The 18,342-nt window shown below is 41.5% G+C and carries 14 protein-coding genes; 6 read left to right on the top strand and 8 right to left on the bottom strand.

Features of this window, described 5'->3' with window-relative positions:
- Window positions 1-5 precede the first annotated feature (5 nt).
- The 7 genes from FXV77_RS05860 to FXV77_RS05830 all read right to left on the bottom strand — a co-directional run bounded on the left by FXV77_RS05860 (window position 6) and on the right by FXV77_RS05830 (window position 10,905).
- On the bottom strand, window positions 6-3,137 hold the full coding sequence (locus tag FXV77_RS05860; RefSeq protein ID WP_148918267.1) for a SusC/RagA family TonB-linked outer membrane protein: 3,132 nt from the start codon (window positions 3,135-3,137) through the stop codon (window positions 6-8).
- Between the two features lie 3 nt (window positions 3,138-3,140).
- Window positions 3,141-3,785: a hypothetical protein gene (locus FXV77_RS05855; protein WP_148918266.1), complete on the bottom strand. Its 645-nt coding sequence runs from the start codon at window positions 3,783-3,785 to the stop codon at window positions 3,141-3,143.
- 125 nt (window positions 3,786-3,910) lie between these two features.
- Entirely contained in the window at window positions 3,911-5,092 is a 1,182-nt protein-coding gene (locus FXV77_RS05850) for a sialidase family protein (RefSeq protein ID WP_246162287.1), read from the bottom strand.
- 30 nt (window positions 5,093-5,122) lie between these two features.
- The gene (locus FXV77_RS05845; protein ID WP_148918265.1) at window positions 5,123-6,055 is read right to left on the bottom strand and encodes a dihydrodipicolinate synthase family protein; all 933 of its coding nucleotides are present in this window, start codon (window positions 6,053-6,055) and stop codon (window positions 5,123-5,125) included.
- A gap of 36 nt (window positions 6,056-6,091) precedes the next feature.
- The gene (locus tag FXV77_RS05840) at window positions 6,092-7,642 is read right to left on the bottom strand and encodes a sodium:solute symporter (RefSeq protein WP_148918264.1); all 1,551 of its coding nucleotides are present in this window, start codon (window positions 7,640-7,642) and stop codon (window positions 6,092-6,094) included.
- Window positions 7,639-9,285 (bottom strand): ribulokinase, encoded by a 1,647-nt coding sequence (locus FXV77_RS05835; RefSeq protein ID WP_148918263.1) that lies wholly within the window; start codon window positions 9,283-9,285, stop codon window positions 7,639-7,641. The genes FXV77_RS05840 and FXV77_RS05835 overlap by 4 nt, the downstream gene beginning before the upstream one ends.
- Window positions 9,286-9,297: 12 nt before the next feature.
- Window positions 9,298-10,905: a fucose isomerase gene (locus FXV77_RS05830; protein ID WP_187444022.1), complete on the bottom strand. Its 1,608-nt coding sequence runs from the start codon at window positions 10,903-10,905 to the stop codon at window positions 9,298-9,300.
- A gap of 145 nt (window positions 10,906-11,050) precedes the next feature.
- On the opposite strand from FXV77_RS05830, the gene FXV77_RS05825 reads away from it, so the two are divergent.
- Window positions 11,051-11,905: an AraC family transcriptional regulator gene (locus tag FXV77_RS05825; RefSeq protein WP_148918262.1), complete on the top strand. Its 855-nt coding sequence runs from the start codon at window positions 11,051-11,053 to the stop codon at window positions 11,903-11,905.
- A gap of 11 nt (window positions 11,906-11,916) precedes the next feature.
- Here FXV77_RS05825 and FXV77_RS05820 read toward each other — a convergent pair whose 3' ends face one another.
- Window positions 11,917-13,731: a hypothetical protein gene (locus FXV77_RS05820; RefSeq protein WP_148918261.1), complete on the bottom strand. Its 1,815-nt coding sequence runs from the start codon at window positions 13,729-13,731 to the stop codon at window positions 11,917-11,919.
- 271 nt (window positions 13,732-14,002) lie between these two features.
- Between FXV77_RS05820 and FXV77_RS05815 the strand changes: the two genes are divergently transcribed.
- The 5 genes from FXV77_RS05815 (at window position 14,003) to FXV77_RS05795 (ending at window position 18,309) form a co-directional block, all read left to right on the top strand.
- Complete coding sequence (locus FXV77_RS05815; RefSeq protein ID WP_148918260.1) at window positions 14,003-14,329, top strand: DUF4870 domain-containing protein; 327 nt, start codon at window positions 14,003-14,005, stop codon at window positions 14,327-14,329.
- 12 nt (window positions 14,330-14,341) lie between these two features.
- Window positions 14,342-14,890, top strand: coding sequence for a hypothetical protein (locus tag FXV77_RS05810; RefSeq protein WP_148918259.1), 549 nt, complete (start codon window positions 14,342-14,344; stop codon window positions 14,888-14,890).
- 66 nt (window positions 14,891-14,956) lie between these two features.
- The gene (locus FXV77_RS05805) at window positions 14,957-15,643 is read left to right on the top strand and encodes a hypothetical protein (RefSeq protein WP_148918258.1); all 687 of its coding nucleotides are present in this window, start codon (window positions 14,957-14,959) and stop codon (window positions 15,641-15,643) included.
- Between the two features lie 47 nt (window positions 15,644-15,690).
- Entirely contained in the window at window positions 15,691-16,245 is a 555-nt protein-coding gene (locus tag FXV77_RS05800) for a hypothetical protein (RefSeq protein ID WP_148918257.1), read from the top strand.
- A 102-nt stretch (window positions 16,246-16,347) separates the two neighbouring features.
- Entirely contained in the window at window positions 16,348-18,309 is a 1,962-nt protein-coding gene (locus FXV77_RS05795) for a DUF1963 domain-containing protein (RefSeq protein WP_148918256.1), read from the top strand.
- Window positions 18,310-18,342: the final 33 nt, after the last annotated feature.

Below are 18,342 nucleotides of genomic sequence, written 5' to 3'. Positions count from 1 at the left end.
CAATTTTAAAATACAACCTTAGCTCCGAAAGAAATCGTAAAATTTTGTGCATACGCCGAATAATCAAACCCAGGCGTAAGAATAGAATTTCTGGTTGATATCTCCGGATCGAGACCAGAATAGTTTGACCATGTATACAGATTCTGTGCTGCTACACTGAGATCCACGCTAGATACACGGGGAATCCAGTGCTTTGGAAGACGATACGCCAATTGTACTGTTTTTAAACGAATATAGGAACCATCCTCTAACTCTCGTGTAGAATAATAACCAACAGGCCCTCCCCCTCGAACCCTAAAATATTCATTAGAAGGATTGTCAATCGTCCACCGATCCGTATAAGAAGCAAATTGATTCAACCCAGCTCTATTCGACATGTTGCCCTCAAACATGAGTCTGTTGGCATTCATGACGTTGTTCCCGTAATTCCATTGGAAGAACACGTTCAGGTTAAAGTTTTTATAGGTAAAATTATTATTGAAGCCACCATAGTGCTTCGGTAATGTACGGCCAATAACAACTTTATCTTTTTCATCAATGAGCATATCTCCATTCACGTCTCTATACTTAATATCGCCCGGTTGTACCCGTGTTCTATCCTCATAAAGCGAGGCAACCTCATCTTTAAGTATATACGAACCGTTCGATAACTGGTCAAAATCAGATGTCTGATAGACACCGTCCCATACCAATCCATAAAATGACGACACCGGTTTATTTACCTGTGCGATATATAGATTGGCAGAATTCCAGCTTGCTGTAAATGGAACATTGGTAAACATGGTCCTTTCATCGTCCGTAAGTGCCATAATCTTATTTCTATTGAACGATATATTAAATGACGAATTCCATGTGAAGTTTTTCTTAGAGACATTTACTGAATTCACCTCTATTTCAAAACCTCTGTTTTGGATGGAGCCAATATTCTTGTAAATCCGTTGGAATCCGACAGCATAAGGAACATTCGCATTCAATAGCAGATCTTTCGTATCCTTGTTGTAATAATCGAACACAAAATTCAACCGGTTCTTAAACAGAGAAAGTTCGTAACCAATATCAAACTGATAGGTCGATTCCCATTTAAGTTCTTTATTCCCAAATCGGTTCAACACAAGAGCATGTTCCGGAATAGCCCCTCCTGAACCTATCCCATAGCGATCATCAAGGGTAACGGTACTATATGGTGCAAAGTCATTCACCCTATTATTGCCCGTCACTCCCCAACTTACCCTTAATTTGGAGTCACTTACAAAAGAAATATTCTTCATAAATTGCTCTCGTCCCAATCGCCAGGATGCCGCAACAGCCGGAAAATACCCCCATCTATGCTGTGGAGCGAATTTTGACGATCCATCAATCCTAAAGCTACCTGTTAAATAATATTTGCCTCTATAATTGTAGTTAACCCTTCCTAGATAAGATAACAATGCATTCTTAGATGCCGTCGAAATAGGAGATTTGATATTCCCATATTCTAACGCCCGTATGCCCAGCTCTTCATTCGGTATATGTACCGATGTATAGCCATACCTATCTGTATTTTGTCCCTGCACCGTCAATCCGACAAGGGCATCAAACGTATGTTTATTATCCCATTTGTTTTTGTAAGTTAATGTGTTTTCGTTCATCCAATCGGTATAGCTGTTTTCCGAAAAACTACCGTTTACACCGTCAGCGTTATTGGCATGTGGGAATCCGCGATACGTTTTAGAATTGTTGAAGGCTTCGTCTCTATTTTGTCGCCACCGATAACCTCCACGCATATTCAACTGCAAGTTCCAGGGCAAATCGTAATCTAAACCTAAATTACTGGTAAAGAACGTTCTATTCTGTTCTCGAAATTCATTTCGGGTAGAAATTATTGGGTTCATGACCAACAGTGTTTCTCCTCCATCTTCATCATCATCAAAAAGTAATTCTTCTAAATTTCCTGTCGTCGATACAGGCCGATACCCCCAGGTTCGATACATAATGTAGGTCGCATAAGAGTTATTACCAGAGGCTTGTTGATTATTAAGCTGTCCGTAATTTTGGTCTTTTGAATAGCTCACATTTAAATTGACGCGCAACTTATTGCTTAATTCCTGATCAATCCTTGCACGACCTTGATAACGGCTAAATCCGGAATTGATAACGACACCATCTTGGTTAGTCACATTACCAGAGAATGCATATTTCGTACCTCTGCTTCCACCTCTAACTGCTAGATTATGGTTATGCATAAGCGCATTTCGAAACAACATATCCTGCCAATCATGCGTTTGCACATTTTTATAATCCTCTAGCGTTCTATCCTGTCGTGTCAGATACATCTCTTCATTATCGGGATTGAATTCCGTTTGATATTTGACGAACTCATATGCGTCCATCATATCCATGAATTTGGTCGCTCGTTGCATACCAAAATCCAAGTTATATGAAATCTGCGGAACACCTTCTTGTCCTTTTTTTGTCTCGATAATGACGACTCCATTGGCTCCCCTACTTCCATAGATTGATGTAGCGGAAGCATCTTTAAGCACCTGTAGTTCCGCAATCTCTTCGGGATTTATAGAGGAAAGACTGAAGCCTTCGATAGGAAAACCGTCTACAACATAAAGTGGTGAATTATCCTGCGTTATGGAGTTTCCTCCGCGTATAATAATATCTGATTCTTCTCCCGGCTGACCAGACAGCGCATTCACCTGTAATCCGGCTACCCTTCCGGCTAGCGCCTGTGCAATGTTTGGAACCGGTGCTTTATTGATATCTTCTACATTAACCTCAGATAAAGATCCGGTAAAATCTTTCTTATTTACCGTACCGTACCCAATGACAACGACCTCATCGATGTCCCTAGTTTCCTGATTAAGATAGATCTTTCGGGGCAAATTGGTCGCGATATAGTTCTGTTTGGTATATCCTACGAAAGAAAATGAAATAACGTCCCGCACATAGGACATGATGGTAAATTCTCCTCTGTCATTTGTCTTGGCTACTATACTTGGCGTATTCATGTTTTGTATGACGACTCCCTCGAGCACTTCGTTGGTCGTCGAATCGACAACCACCCCGCTGTATTGCCTTCGCTGCCCATAGCCAAAGAGGACTAACAACGTAAACAAGCAGGTTAGTATGCTATATTTATTCCACATCATCGGTTATGATTTAGTGATGGAACCTTCCAGTTTAAGGACAGGACTGTTGTTTTTTGCATCAGATTTCCCAAAACCAACCGATATTTTTCCCTTGTCCTGACTATTGTCATTGCCCCAAACATAGAGTCTAAAGGTAATTTTAGATTTTGCTTTGACATTTTGCAAATCTTTAATTTGACTAAGGTCTAAAGAGGGCTGATTACTCCCGGAGTTACTCAAATTGCTCATTTGAATAGCCGTATCATGCAGGTTTTTGAAATTGGTTCCATCCAAGCTATATGTCCATTGGAAATTTTTAGCGGAGAATTCCTGAATTCTTAATTTCGCTTTTAGACGGGAAATGGATAATACATGCCCTTTTTCAACGCCTATGGTAAACTCGAAATAAGCGTTATTCTCGAAAGCCTCATCAAACGTTCTGATATCTTTAGCCAAATGTCCGCTAAAACCTCTGGCATTTCCCTGTCTACTTTTAACTAATGGACCTTTGCTAAGATCACTCACCGTCATACCTTCTTTGACGAAGGTGGGTGTTACAGATGCTTCTCGGCCGTTGGTTGGAGAGGGACCACCTAAATTCCAAGTCGCCAGCTGCCCGTACGTAAACTGTGCAGCAATACTCCATAAGATGATTAATAAAATTCTCATAGTTTTTAGATTTATAAAAATAAAACATCAAGTTTTGACCGACCTACTAAAATAGAGCGTCTCTAAAAAAATTGGTAGCCTTAAAAATTTTGACTCTTAGAGAGTCTTGGTATAGCTTTTATAAATTATTTCCCCAGCGACCGAAAATCTTCCATTCGGTGAAAGGTTAAAAAATTTGCGTCGTGGTTGTTCTTCGCATCGTCGTTGCCGTCGTTATAGGCTGTTCTGCAGAGAACAATCATGTCATTTCCGTCAAATAACCAATCGACATATTGAAACCCATGTTTTAGCACATCTTCGTGTTCTAAAATTACTTGCACATCTTCCCAATGTATTAGATCTTTAGATTTCCGCAGGGTAAGTACATTCCGGAAACTCGACGGGTTTCTCTTGGGATGTTGTTCGCGAAATTTTTCTGGAATGGGATTGACCAACGTGTAATAGTAATCCGATTCCGGATCATATTTGATGACGAATTTCTTACTCCCTCCATCAAACGGAATAAAGCCTGTTTTAGGGTCGAAAGACAATTTTTTTCCATCGTTGGAAATGTTGACCATCGCTGCTTTTTCGTCATGTGTCGTCTTGTCGTCCACACGGAGGATGTTCCACAGCTGTCCATCTTTTCCGACGACAAAATTACCTTCCAGCCAGCCTGTAAAATTGCCATTCAGGTAAGTCGAGTCATATAATAAGACGCTACTCGTCTGCCATGATTTAGCATCCATCAAATCTGCATCCACAGGAGCAGACATAACCATAGCACCATAGCGCTTGCCCCATACCAACTCCGGCCCGTGAGCTGTTTCCATGGGCCGCCACAACCGACCATTATGTTCGACAACCGGCATAGGCGCCCCATGAAATTCCCCGGTTAGGATAACGCCATTTTGTTTATTGGTTGGTTGGGTCCAAGTCTTACCTCCATTGGTGGACTTACGGATTAATACGGTACCGTGATGTCGGTCAGGGCCTAAAAGATATAAATCTCCTTTGTGCACAAACAGCGAACTCCAAAAGGCACCGTTTACCGTACTTATTTTTTTCCAGGACTTTCCCTTATTGCCCGATCGATAGATCGTCGTTACAGCCTGTTGCCATTCGGAACTCTGTGGACCAAAAAAATCATGGGAGGCTACATAATCACCATTCGGCAATATAGCTAAGCTTGGTGAGCCGATGTATTTCTGTGTACTGGCCGGCTGATAACAGACAACCGTGCCAGGTACATGTGCAAATTTTTGTGCCATCGAATACGTTACGGTACACAGCAACAATAGCAGTGATAAATTCAGTGTTCTCATCATATTGTGTTTATAATTGTACAATAAAACTATTTATGTCATCCGGAGAATATTGATTTCTTGGGCTAACGATTCATAACTTACCAATAGCTGATCAAGCTGCGTGCGTATAGCACTATCCGGCAGTACACTTCCGTTTCTACAAGACAATCCTATATCCAGCCCCCGTTGTCCCAGGATATATTTTGCGCTAGCCGGATAGGTGTCATGCATAACATCCATATTCGTTGCGAAAAATTCTTGTACTTTGGCTACCTCAGCTTGTCTTTCCGTATTCGCGTAGTTGTCGCATAGCCATACCACAAGCTCGGGGAAATAGTTCCCTTGAATACAGGATAAGCCTGCAGATCCAGCTTTTAGCGATTCCACAGCATGTACCATATAGGCATCGTATAGTCCAAAAGCGGGTTCCGTTTGGGTATTGGCGATTTTCTGACGTACATTGACGATATCCAAACAGGTATCTTTATGATATTTAACACGTCCTGTGTTGACCAATTCCCCTAACAATTCAGGCGATATAATACGCTTGTAAGGTACGGGGCATTCGTAAAACCCGACCGGAATATCTCCTGTTAAATTTAGTAATTCGTAGACATTTTTTCTAAACACCTCTTCCGAATCTTCCTCTTTCGCCAATAGACCAGATATTAAAATAATCGCAGAAACACCTGTTTCATATATTTTCTTCACATTTTCTGCCTGTTCCACTATGGTTTCGCCGAAAGAACCCGTTGCCACGATAGGAACACGTCCATTGACACGCTGCACAATATAACCCACGGAATCCACCATTTCTGCTACCGATAGTTGGTACATTTCGCTGGACAGACAGTTGGCAAACAGGCCTCCTGCTCCACTCTCCAAATAAAAATCAATTAACTGACCCAATGCATCATAATCAATAGATAAATCTTCTTTAAACGGCATCAACATCACCGGTACAAATTTTTTGCTGTTATTCATTCTTAAAATATTAATCTGTTTTTTTACTTTCATTCATTACGCTTTACGCCTTAACCGCTGGCTGACATTCCCCACCAAGAGGATTGCCATCGTGCCAACCACGATAATCATGTTTGCATGAAGCATATATCTGAGAAAGGCATACTCCTCCGGGAGTAAGTAAGAGAATGTCATCCATAGAATTACAGCTATTCCTACTCCTGTTGCTAGCATCGCATCGCTATTGCCTACCTTTTTATTGGTAATCCCGAGCAGAAATAACCCGAGCATCCCCCCAGCAAAGATTCCTGACAGGGTCCACCATACATCCAATATGCTCCGCACACCGATCATAGCAATTCCGGCAGACATCCCTATCACACCAAATACACCGGTACCGATCAACAGCAGACGCAGGTTACCTTTGTCCGAAATATTCGGATTTATATAACGTTTATAGATATCCTCCGTAAAAACGGTGGCTGAAGCGTTCATCCCCGAACTAATAGTACTCATGGCCGCAGCTAAAATAGCCGAGACAATTAGTCCTAAAATTCCCACAGGAATGTTGTTTACCATATAATGAGGCAATACTTTATCTCCATAATCTGCCGGCGTCAATGTCTTCACCACGTTGGCGAGATCCCCGGCTGTTACCCCCATTCTCTCCATCGCTGCCTGCTCTTTAACCGTTGTTAACAATTCCGGATTAACGTCATAATATGCATATAAACACGTTCCGATAATGAAAAACAACAAAGAAATCGGTAGATAAAGCCAAGTACATAACCACACAGACTTAGCTGCTTCTTTAGCATTTGGTGCAGCATGATAGCGTTGCACATAGTTTTGATCCATCCCGAAATTCGTAAGGTTCATAAAAAAACCATATAGCAAAATCACCCAAAATGTAGAAGAGGAAAAATCGGTCAGCGAGAATGATCCTAAGCTAAACTTGTCGTCCCGTAGGCCAATATCCACAATCGTAGTTACACCACCCGGAATACCATATACCAAGGTGCCGATCACAATCAGTGCTCCTATTGTCAATAATACCCCTTGAAATACCTCTGTCCATATCACCGCTTCCAATCCACCCAGAATCGTATAGATGATAATACACACGCCCGTCACCAGCATAATCAAGGACATATCCAGCCCTGTCAAGGCTTGAAGGGTAAGCGATATGCCGAAAAATATAGAGCCCATTCTCGCCACTTGGGTTAGCAGAAAGCATATAACAGCGTAGCTCCTCGCCCATGTGCCAAACCTATTCTCTAAATTCGTATAGGCTGAAACTTGTGTATGTTTGCGATAAAACGGCACAAAATATTTTGCTGCTATGAAAGCCGCCATCGGCATAGATAGACTAAAAACAAAAGCATTCCAATTAGATCCATAAGCTTTTCCAGGCACGCCGAGGAAAGTATTAGAACTCAGAAATGTTGCATATAGCGAAATGCCAATAGCCCAGGCTGGAATCTTTCCCGCAGCCTTTGTATAGGCCTCAGAAGTCGTATTCTTTCTCGAAAAATAGACCCCTACCAGCACCATTGCCAGCAAATAAACTGCTATGACAGCTAAATCTATGATGGGTAGGTTTGTCATGATACGAAAAGATTGGTTTTGGTTAAGACTTGATATTTCCGATATCGTTGTTCGTAGATCATCACCCGTTCTTGTTTAGGTGAAAAGGTACATGCCACATCTGCAGCGAGTTGTTGCTGTGCCTCAACGACATCCGGATAGATCCCTGCTGCTACCGCAGCAAAAATAACAGCGCCCAACGCACATGTTTGATCATTGTCAACTACATCTATCGGCGTATCCAATACGTCGGCCAGTATCTGCATGACGAATGGGGATTTAGTTGCTACTCCTCCCGTAGCCAAAACCCGTTGAATGGGCGCTTTACTTTCCTTGAAACGATCCATAATCGCTTTAGAACCGAAAGCAGTAGCTTCGACTAATGCTTTGAAGATATGGGCCGCGGTTGTGGACATGCTAAACCCATGGGCGGAAGCAAGCACCGTAAAGTCCGCGTCAGGGGTACGTCGTCCATTATGATAATCCGTAAATAGCAGATCGTCTTCGGTTAACCGTAATTGTTCCGCAGCCTGCGAAAGGTAAATCAACAGTTTCTCGTTCAAAAGATTCTTTTGTTCTCTTGATAACGCATCCGCCAAAACGGATACTGTTGGTTCCAATAGTAACTTTTTGAACCACTGGTATATATCCCCAAAAGCAGACTGTCCTGCTTCAAAACCTACCGTACCGGGTACGATGGAACCGTCCACTTGACCGCAGATTCCCTGTATTAGAGGAATATCTGCTTGTTTGGGCAAGGTATACATATCGCATGTAGAAGTACCGATTACCTTAACAAACGTGGCAGGTTTAATTCCGGCACCCACCGCACCATGGTGTGCATCAATTCCTCCTACCGCAATTAAGGTATCCTCGGAAAATCCAAACTTGTTCACAAAATACGGAGAAATGCTCCCTAACACCTCGTCAGAGGTAAACGTCTCCCGATACATTTTGTTCACCAGATGATAAAAAGTAGGATCTAAAGAGCAAAGAAATTCAGCAGACGGAAGCCCACCATGTTCTTCTGCCCACATGGCTTTGTGACCTGCGGCGCAACGGTTTCGCTTAACATCCTCCAAGCTGTCCGTCCCCGCTAAATAGGCTGGAATCCAATCAGACTGTTCCATCCAGCTGTACGCACCTTCAAGCACCTGTTTATCATGACGATTGGTGTACAATATTTTTGACCAAAACCATTCGGAAGAATAGATTCCTCCACTGTATGCCGTAAAGTCAACCGGCCATTTCTTTGCCAAAGCATTGATTTCCTCCGCTTCCCTCACCGCAGTATGGTCTTTCCACAGGATAAACATCGCGTGTGGATTATCTCGAAATTCTTCCAGTAAGGACAAGGGTTTACCGCTTTTATCTACGGCGACCGGTGTGGAACCTGTGGTATTGGTACCGATGGCGACAATGCGTTTACGATCATCCTCGGTAAGATTTGCCAAAAGCGCTGCAAAAACTTCGTCAATAGCCTCTATATAATCCAAGGGATGTTGACGGTATTGGTCTTTTGCAGGGTCACAATACAAACCTTGCTCCCAGCGCTTGTAGTAAGATACTGCTTTTGCAATAACCGTGTTTTGAATAAGGTTAACCAACAGTCCTCTGACAGAATCTGTCCCGAAGTCCATCCCTATAACGAGTTTATCCTGCATCTATCCGTTACTTTATATTCCGCAAAAATTAATCTTAATTCCCAACGCTTGAAGTGCTGCCGCTTTAATTTCTGCCGCTCTTCTCACATCAAAATCACCATCTACATAAGCCACCTGTATGTGATTAGCCTTGTGCTTGGCCATCATCTGGTCTCTGCTTACGCCATCCAGCACACCGTGCATAATCGGCCATTGCGGATCTGTGAGTGCCCATCGTCTTTCTGTTTCCTCTTTCGGTAACTCCACGGCTCGTCCGGTACCTATATCACACCACAATTCATCTTGCTCCATATATATTCTGCTCCACACTATTTTGCCCGGACGACTGACACCACGAAGGGTTCCTCCTCCTTTTTTGAAGAACATAGGTGGTTGGCGCATGCTGCTCGCATTGGCATACCCATCAACAAAATGGGAAGCAGGCACCGCCCCGGATATCAAGAAGACCCAGACAAACTCCTCTTTTCCGTCTACAACAAAATTTTCGCCGTAGCGTAAGTCATGCAAAGTATTATCACCGTTCAACCCTAACTGTTTCCAAAGGTGATAAGTAACATATCCGTCGATACCCGCACATTCATCTACTTCATTGAAATGTGGTAAAGCCTCGCCCGGATATAATTCTTTCCCTTTCTCACCATAAACAGGAGGTCGTTCTGTATTGTTTAACAGACCTTCCACCAAATCACTCGCCGCCACTAAGTCCTTCAGGCCCTGTTGGTATTGTATACCGATGGTATCACATCCAAATTCATCCGCCAAACGAAGGGCCGCAATGTACATTTTACACTGTTCCAATGTCTGCTCTTTAGTCAATTCGTTAACTGGATCTGTCCCCCAATCGAATTTCATTCCTTTTTTCAACAGCCAATCCAGAACAGCGTGCGCCTCTTCATCCGAGACGGTCAACATCTTCGCGTATAAGGTCGACTGGCTAAGTCGTTCCTTGAAGATGCCTAATTGATGGATTAGCGCATCGGGCACAATGGCATTGAACATACCCATACAACCTTCGTCAAAGACGCCCATAACCACTTGGTCATGTTGTAATTTTGCGGCGAATCCCGCAGCCAATTCACGATCTGCTGCCGTCATCGATGTCGTCTCAAAAGCCTGTACGTGCGTATAATCATGAATCACTGTACCTGTGTTCAACCAGTCCTGAAGTTTGTTGATAAAAAAATCGTCCGTGAAATCCTTACTCCAGAGAAAACTATATGGTACATTGGCTTTCGTAAGCGATCCCGTCAGGTTCAATGCACCGACTAATCCAGGATAGGTACCATCCCAATTGGTTACAATCAGAATGGGCCCTTCATGGGCAATTAGTCCCGCCAAAACATGATGGCTATACTGCCATACACTTTCAGCAACAATAAGTGGGGCTTTTTTGTCAATTTCTCTAAAGATTTTAATCCCCACATGTTGATAGTCAATAAAACCATGTCCTTTTTCTTCATCGTATGTATGCGCTCGTTTGATCGTCCAGCCTAGCTTCTGCAAGGCGTCATGGAGCTTTTCTTCCATTTGCTGTTGCATCGGCCAACACTTGATATTCGCTGAAGGTCTTAAGTCTCCGCTACACACTAAATAAGCTTGATTATTATTTGTTGTCGTCATGTGATTTATATTTGGTATTACAAAGATGCATTGGAAAACTAGCCATTTCATGGCATAATTTTTCCAAAGTGTCCAACATTTTATCACATTTTTGTAGAAAAAGCATACTTTAGCTAAATTAGATGACACCATTATAAATAATGTGATGAAGGCGAAGTTTCACCAAGTTCCAAAAGCATTCAACAATGCCTTTAGCATAAGGCATGATATATTACCCCATTTCGGCACGATATGGCATTACCATCCCGAGATAGAATTACATTATCTTATCAAAGGGGAAGGTGTACGATTTATTGGCGATCATATCGACCATTTTCGCGAAGATGATATGGTCTTACTAGGTTCTAATCTCCCGCACACTTGGAAATGCAATGAAATAAAACAAGAAAAAAACCATGTGGAAGCGCTCGTGCTACATTTCCATCCGGAATGTTTTGGTAAAGAGTTTTTGACCGTTTCGGAGACGCAGGAAATATTAAAATTGTTACAGCTATCGAAAAATGGACTGATCATCCACGGGGACACGAAAGAGCGAATCAAGGAATTAATGGCAGCTATGCAGCATACAAACGGTCTGGAAAAACTGATTTATCTATTCGCGATATTCCGTATACTCGCTACCAGTGAGGAATATGATACCCTCTCCAACAGCTTTGCATATAGCAAACTGAATAAGATCGACGAGAGTCGGATGGACAAAGTATTCTCCCATACCTTAAAAAATTTCAAAGAGAAAATCGCCATCGAAGATGTAGCAACGCTATGCAATTTAAGCACCACATCTTTCTGTCGATATTTCAAGATGATTACCAACAAATCTTATTTTGATTTCTTAACCGAGGTTCGGCTAAACCACGCTTGTAGGCTTATTATTGATTCTGATCTGACCATGCAACATATTGCCATAGAAAGTGGCTTTGAAAACACCTCTAATTTCTATAGACATTTTAAAAATTTTAAAGATACAACCCCAACAGAATATAGGAAAGGGCTTGTCTAGCTATCATAAATTCAGGGGTGTAGATCTCGTAAAAAAATTTCCAGATCAACATCCTTTCCCAATCCAAATTTCTGCTTTAGTCGATATTTGAACATCCGGACACTCTGGGGTTCTACATGGAGTACCTGTGCTATTTGCTTGGTCGTCATTTGTAAATACATATAAGCACAATATTTCAGGTCCAAAGCGGTGAGTTTCTGAATAGCCCTGTCGCTTAACTGGTTAAAGAACGTTGGGTGCAGTTCCTGTATTTGCATTTTGATGTCCTCGAAATCCGTGCGCATTAGCATCTCTTCTTTTAACAGTTTCTGTATCCCCCCAGCTTCGCCGCCTTGAATCTTCCCTTGGATTTGTTTAAGCATGTCATTTTTATGCTCGATAATCAGTGAATTTGCCAAAGCTTCTTTTTCCAACTGCTGGCGTTTTAGGTCCGATAGCTCCTGCTCAGCGTTTAGGCGAGCTCGCTCCTCTTTCTCAATTTTTAATTCCAACGCCGCCTGATGTTCCGCATCTTCCTTTTCTTTAGCTAGCTTCTTCTCCCTTTCAATAGCATACTTTAGTTTGAAGTGATAGGATGCGAACATAAAGATAAGACCGAACAATAGGGTTACCGCAATGCCTCCATAAAGATAATTCTGTTTCTTACGGAATGCCTCTCTTTCACTCAATAGTTTTAACTGCTGATCTTTTTTTTCGGTTTCGTATTGGACTTCTAATTTCTGGGCATTGAAAAGTTGCTGTTCGTCAAAAGACTTCTTTAGCAGATCCTCTGCCCTTTGTTGGTAGGTCAATGCTTTTCTTACATCGTTGTTCTTTAATGCGATCTCTTTTAGATCCTTATTTACAGCATATTCCAGTTTGTAATGATTTCTATTATCACTTCTCAACAGGCCCAGACCTTTTAATAGGTACTGCTCAGCCTTCTTCAAATCTCCATCCTTCTGCGCAAAACTACTTTTGATGCCAAGGATATTGACTAGCATATCATCCAGAGCTTCCTTCTTTTCCAATTTATGCTCCGCATAATCTAAATATTCAAATGCCTTTTGTTTTTTTACTTCTTCTTCTTCGGTAGAAAACTCCAGATAATAATTGGCGAGGTTAATGCACGTGATCGCAAAGGTATTTCCACTTACTTTGTTGGGATTCTTCTCGTGAAGCGCAAAGGACTTGCTGAGGTAAACAAAGGAACTATCTAGTAAATGTGGCTCCCGTGTTTTCCGATAACGAGCCTGATACATGCTGGAAATACCATTGTCAGCATTTGCCTGAAGACTTACATTTCCAGCCTCAAGTGCATACTTCGCACTCGCCCGGATGTACTTCTCCATCTTTTCTCCATCATCCCATTTGCTATAGGCGCCGTAAAGCAAATAATTAAGACCATATTTTGTGACAGGATCATCTGGGTTACTTTCCACATATTTTAACCCCGTTAGTGCGTTTTGTATTACGGAATCAGGTAAATTCAGCCTATTATTAAAAAACGCTTTAGCTCTATAAGCAATGGCTTTCGATGTGCCTTTTTTTGATTTACCTGCATTTTCAAGACTCAGATCCAAAAACTTCTTACCCATTAAAAGACTGTCCTGAGAAACGTAGTAGCTACTTTTATACGCATACAAATAAGTAAGATCATCCGCAGATTGGGTTGACTGTATAGCGTCTCCCAAAATTACAGGAATTTCCTGTGATCTATTTTGTAACTGCAATTGTTCTACCTTATCCAGTACTTCCTGCGTGGAGGTAAGAATATGCTGTCCTCGGACAATCGAATAACATGCTATCGTAATAGCAACTAACAAAAAATTCTTTAAATCCATCATTTAAATAGCTATAATCCCTAGATAATCGACTTAAACAAAAATACATTAATAATTAACGTTGGCTTTATAAAAAACAACGTATTGAAAATGATCAACAATGAAAAACAAAACAACAATAAACTGAAAAACAGAAACATACAAAAAATGTAGATGATTTGTATATACAAGAAATAGGCCAGTATATGGTTTGTTAAGCGTTATAGGCATAGGATTTGACATTTTATAATGAACTTCATTCTACATTTTTAAAGTTATTATTATTATTATTATTATGAGTTCAAAAACACAATCTATTCTCGCTTATTTGGGTATCTTATGGCTGATAGCCTATTTTGGCGGCAAAGAAAAAAGGGACACCTTAAGTACTTATCATCTCCGACAAGGATTAGGTCTTTTGGTGGTCGCTATTCTAGTAAATTTGATTCTAAACATTATCATTCTGCTTGTGCCCACATTAAGCACGCCCCTTAGTTTGATAAGCGTTATATTTTTAATTTTGATGATATTCGGTATTATCAATGCCGCAAACGAAGTCCGAAAGCCTTTACCTTTAATCGGCAAATTATTTGAAAACCAGTTTCCGTTTTTAGATAAGTAATTCTTCAACGTTATGTCAGAACCAAATTCACTTTACGTAAAAATTAAGATAACGAAAGAAAAATTAGATCAATTCTTTCACGGCAAAACCCCACCTCAATTACCCGATGATAACTGGAATGCATGGTGGGACACCCGCAAAATGTATTCCAAGCAAGCGTTGCAAAATATTCCTATCTACCAAGGGGAAAGCAACCGGCATATATTGGACGAGTTCATCAACGATCAAGATTTTGCCTGTTTCGAACAGTACGACGCGATTTCACAAGACTGGATTTTTGTATCTGTTTTCTTTAGTGAGAACTACACAGAGATATTACCTATGTTAGCTTTCTTAAAAGAGTTAGCGCATTATCAAGATCATGACGACAAGGGAACGGCGATCATATATGATTTTTTATGGGGCGACGGTTCAGTCATGGCTTATTTGGAATTTTCCAATCAGCAAGCTACGCTTAAACCGTATACGAAAATAACAGAAATAGCCCCAACTATGCTCTACATTGCTAATCAAACACTTGAAAAAGCTGTCGATTCCTTCAACCGGAAACTGGAGGGCTAAAATAAAAACTATGCAAACAAAAACCACGGCATTGATAAATAATACGCACCTTGAATAAAATAAATTATGTTTATAGCCATTGATAAAATCGAACAAAGCGCTCACCATACAGACAAACTGCAAAATCCGAAGGCTCCGGGAAACGCTATGGTATTGGGCATTTATCGTAATAAAATACGCACAGCACTTTATATCGTCAATACCAAAAAAACCTATGGTGAATACTGGGATAAAGTAGAAAACAAAAAGATTCCAAAACGCTTATGGACACCGGAGATGAAAGCACTCTATAAGGAGAAAGCATTAGAAGCTCCCCAGCCTCCCTATATATTCAAAATCACGATTATCGGCTGGATATTTGTCCTCCTCATGACCGGTGTATTCGGCATGATTGTTTATAATGAACTGAAACCTCCTTTACCAAAATCAGAAGAATACGTGGCAATGGAAAAAGCGCCCATACAAGACGACATCTATTTTGGCCGTTACGAGATCTATAAAGAAAAAGGAAACCCGTTGGGCATGGAAGGTCGTTTCGGATGGTTCACTGTAGCCCGAGTAGAAGGCGACGTGTATTACCTAGCGCCATCGATGGAGATGAACAAAGGACATAAACCGAAAGAACAGCTAAACAGCACGGATTTTGAAACGGAAAGGTTACTTCCGGTGAAACTAACGGAGCAAACAGGCTATAACATACGTTTCTTATCAGACGATGGCCTGACGGAAATATACATTACGGACAAGAAATAAAAAGAAAAGCTTCAACTCTTAGGATTTTAATCATTTTATAGATTACCATGACGACAGGGAAAATTATGGGTATCATTGCGTTGGTCATTATCGGCGGTATCGGGCTTTTTATCTTCTTTCTCTACGCCACGATAAAAACCAAATCGACTAACATCAGCAAATATCCACCATTTCAGGAATGGGTAAACAAGACGGTTATACTGAACAAAGAAACTACCGTGTTCGAGGAAAAAATCAAAATGAACGCCAATAGTAAATATCCTTACATTCTATTGGATAGCTTGCATCCGCGTTGGGAATATATACAACAACAAGAGGAAATCGGCGACGTAACCAAAATTAAAATATTCCCGGCGGGAACAAAACTGATCTTGGAAAAGGCTGTCCAGTACACCAACGGCGTATCGGGCTCGTCCTACCCCACGATATTCGGAACACTAAAGAGCAACGGAAAGGAATATAAAGTCGGCTATCAATGGGGAGAAATAAACCTTAGCCGATATTTTGATAAGGTACCGGAAAGCTGGCAATTCCACCAGGCTCCCTGGCAACCCGAGAAGGACACTACCTATTACGCCTTGCCAAAAGCGGATTGGTGGTAATAAAAACAATGGAACGATAAAAATGAGAAGTGGAAATATTATTATCTCCAGAAACAACGTTAAGATAGGTATATATTACGTGAACAGTTAACGTTAAAAAAGATGGAACAAACAGTATATCCCCACTTTACCATTGATGGACAGGACTATCTAATAGATACCCAAGAAAGCCAATGGAGCATTGGGAAAATGAGCCACACCCTGGTAACCGATATCATCGTTGAATCCACAGACATCAAGCGAGATAAACAGAAGTTATTATTGAGTGAATACAATGAAGATGGCTGCATAAAGATACATGTCGAGGCATCCGGTATTTTTAATCGGTGGGTACCCACCGGAATGTTTCAATACGAAGCGGATAAAGACGGCGAAACGTACACCTATTTCCGAAAAGATGGTCTGGAATATAGTCTGGATTTTTTTGGCTCGGTAAGCTACGAAGATGGCGCTGTCCGTATTCAAGGCGAACTGCGACCGCCTTACGGCGATAAGCCTATCTTTCCGATAGAGGCTTCCGTTGTATTTGACCCGGCTGTATTAGACTGGCGCGACTATCGTTTTAAGAGTTTAGCGGAGACCGCAGGTGCCGATCCACAACAGGTCCGTCTACTCGAAATTACAAACCCTTCTTTTCGTGAGTTGCCTGGCGAGATATTCCACTTCAGCAACCTGGAACACCTGAGTATTGTTAATAAAAGTAATTATTGGGACAATGTTAAGCTACCGCTGGAAGATTTAACCGAGCAATTTGGGTCGCTGAAAAGATTGAAAAGCCTAAGCATCAATAATGCTTCGATCAAACATCTCCCTGCGTCCCTTACCAATTTAACAGCGCTTGAAAACCTCAACATCAGCTTATGCGAGCTGGAGGAGCTGCCGGAAGCGACTTGGAAGTTACCGCATTTACAGTACCTGATTCTGACCGACAATAAGTTAAAAACCATACCGACGGAGATGCATCTCCCCGCTTTACAGACGTTAAGTGTCGAGAAAAACCAGCTACATAGGCTTCCTGAGACGCTGACCAAGCAGGCGAAAATCCGCCTTATCCGGGCATCGGGCAATCCTTTTGAATCGCTACCAGAAAGCTTTGGCTTTTTCAAAGGTTTGGAACTGACCATGCCAGAGAAAAAAAGATTGTTGGATACATCCTATAAAGGAGCCGATGGAAAAGGAACTATAAAATGGGATGATACGGTGTATGAAGCCCAACAGGATAAAGCACTCATTGCTCCTGTAGAAGATATAATTAAAGAACACAAGTTAGGCAGATACAAAAAAGTGTTGCTGTCGCTGGTGAAAAGGACGGTGGGGTTCAATCAGACACAAGCCGAAGACTATATTGAAATAGGCAACCATCGTTTCGGTGGAAGGCCCGACCTTCCACAGGATATAGCCTTCCCCACATTTCACGATAAGCATGAAAACAAGCAGTTTCATTACGAATTTATTGCACAGATCAATTGCGAGCAGATTGCACATTTACAAGACTATCTTCCGTGCACGGGCAGCTTGTTCTTCTTTTTTAAAAGCATTCAATTATTTGGTTTCGACAATAACGATCTTGCCCACGTTATTTATATAGAAGACAATAGCACTCTTGCATCGGGAAAAAGATTCAAATTACAGGAAGAAGATTTCTTCGAACTCATCGATGGCGAATACGCTCCTTACAAGGCGGAGGCATTCGTTAGCGTCTCCGCTCCCTCTTTTTACGCTCATCATCAGAATACCTATCTGTTTGAAGGGAAAGCCAAATCTTTGGCAGACAAAGAAGATTTGTTAGAGGATTTATACGAAACTTACGAAGAGCCGGTCCGTTTTTTAAAAGAATTTGATCATGCGGTTAATAGCTACGTTTTTACACAGCATGAATCACCCGAATTGCAGGCTGCACTTAGCTTAAAAGGAAATCCGCAAGACTGGATTATCCTTTTACAGGTAAAATCCCGTGGGGATTTTCAATGGGGTGATGCTGGCGACTTGTTCTTCGTTATTCACAAAAGCGACTTAACGAAGAAAGATTTTAGCAACGTGTTTATTACGATGGAAAGTTCTTAGCATTTTGCCCGCGACTTTAAGCCGCGGGCTAAA

It is taken from the genome of Sphingobacterium phlebotomi (assembly GCF_008180195.1).
GTDB lineage: Bacteria > Bacteroidota > Bacteroidia > Sphingobacteriales > Sphingobacteriaceae > Sphingobacterium > Sphingobacterium phlebotomi.
Note: the sequence above shows the minus strand (reverse complement) of the source record. Positions and strands in the feature narration are given on the sequence as shown.

Bases quoted from the DNA above. Each gene is read 5' to 3' on its own strand.
- FXV77_RS05845 (WP_148918265.1), bottom strand. From the start codon at position 6,055: ATGAATAACAGCAAAAAATTTGTACCGGTGATGTTGATGCCGTTTAAA.
- FXV77_RS05805 (WP_148918258.1), top strand. From the start codon at position 14,957: ATGTTTATAGCCATTGATAAAATCGAACAAAGCGCTCACCATACAGAC.
- FXV77_RS05860 (WP_148918267.1), bottom strand. From the start codon at position 3,137: ATGATGTGGAATAAATATAGCATACTAACCTGCTTGTTTACGTTGTTA.
- FXV77_RS05830 (WP_187444022.1), bottom strand. From the start codon at position 10,905: ATGACGACAACAAATAATAATCAAGCTTATTTAGTGTGTAGCGGAGAC.
- FXV77_RS05825 (WP_148918262.1), top strand. From the start codon at position 11,051: ATGAAGGCGAAGTTTCACCAAGTTCCAAAAGCATTCAACAATGCCTTT.
- FXV77_RS05810 (WP_148918259.1), top strand. From the start codon at position 14,342: ATGTCAGAACCAAATTCACTTTACGTAAAAATTAAGATAACGAAAGAA.
- FXV77_RS05820 (WP_148918261.1), bottom strand. From the start codon at position 13,731: ATGATGGATTTAAAGAATTTTTTGTTAGTTGCTATTACGATAGCATGT.
- FXV77_RS05800 (WP_148918257.1), top strand. From the start codon at position 15,691: ATGACGACAGGGAAAATTATGGGTATCATTGCGTTGGTCATTATCGGC.
- FXV77_RS05835 (WP_148918263.1), bottom strand. From the start codon at position 9,285: ATGCAGGATAAACTCGTTATAGGGATGGACTTCGGGACAGATTCTGTC.
- FXV77_RS05850 (WP_246162287.1), bottom strand. From the start codon at position 5,092: ATGATGAGAACACTGAATTTATCACTGCTATTGTTGCTGTGTACCGTA.
- FXV77_RS05840 (WP_148918264.1), bottom strand. From the start codon at position 7,642: ATGACAAACCTACCCATCATAGATTTAGCTGTCATAGCAGTTTATTTG.
- FXV77_RS05815 (WP_148918260.1), top strand. From the start codon at position 14,003: ATGAGTTCAAAAACACAATCTATTCTCGCTTATTTGGGTATCTTATGG.
- FXV77_RS05795 (WP_148918256.1), top strand. From the start codon at position 16,348: ATGGAACAAACAGTATATCCCCACTTTACCATTGATGGACAGGACTAT.
- FXV77_RS05855 (WP_148918266.1), bottom strand. From the start codon at position 3,785: ATGAGAATTTTATTAATCATCTTATGGAGTATTGCTGCACAGTTTACG.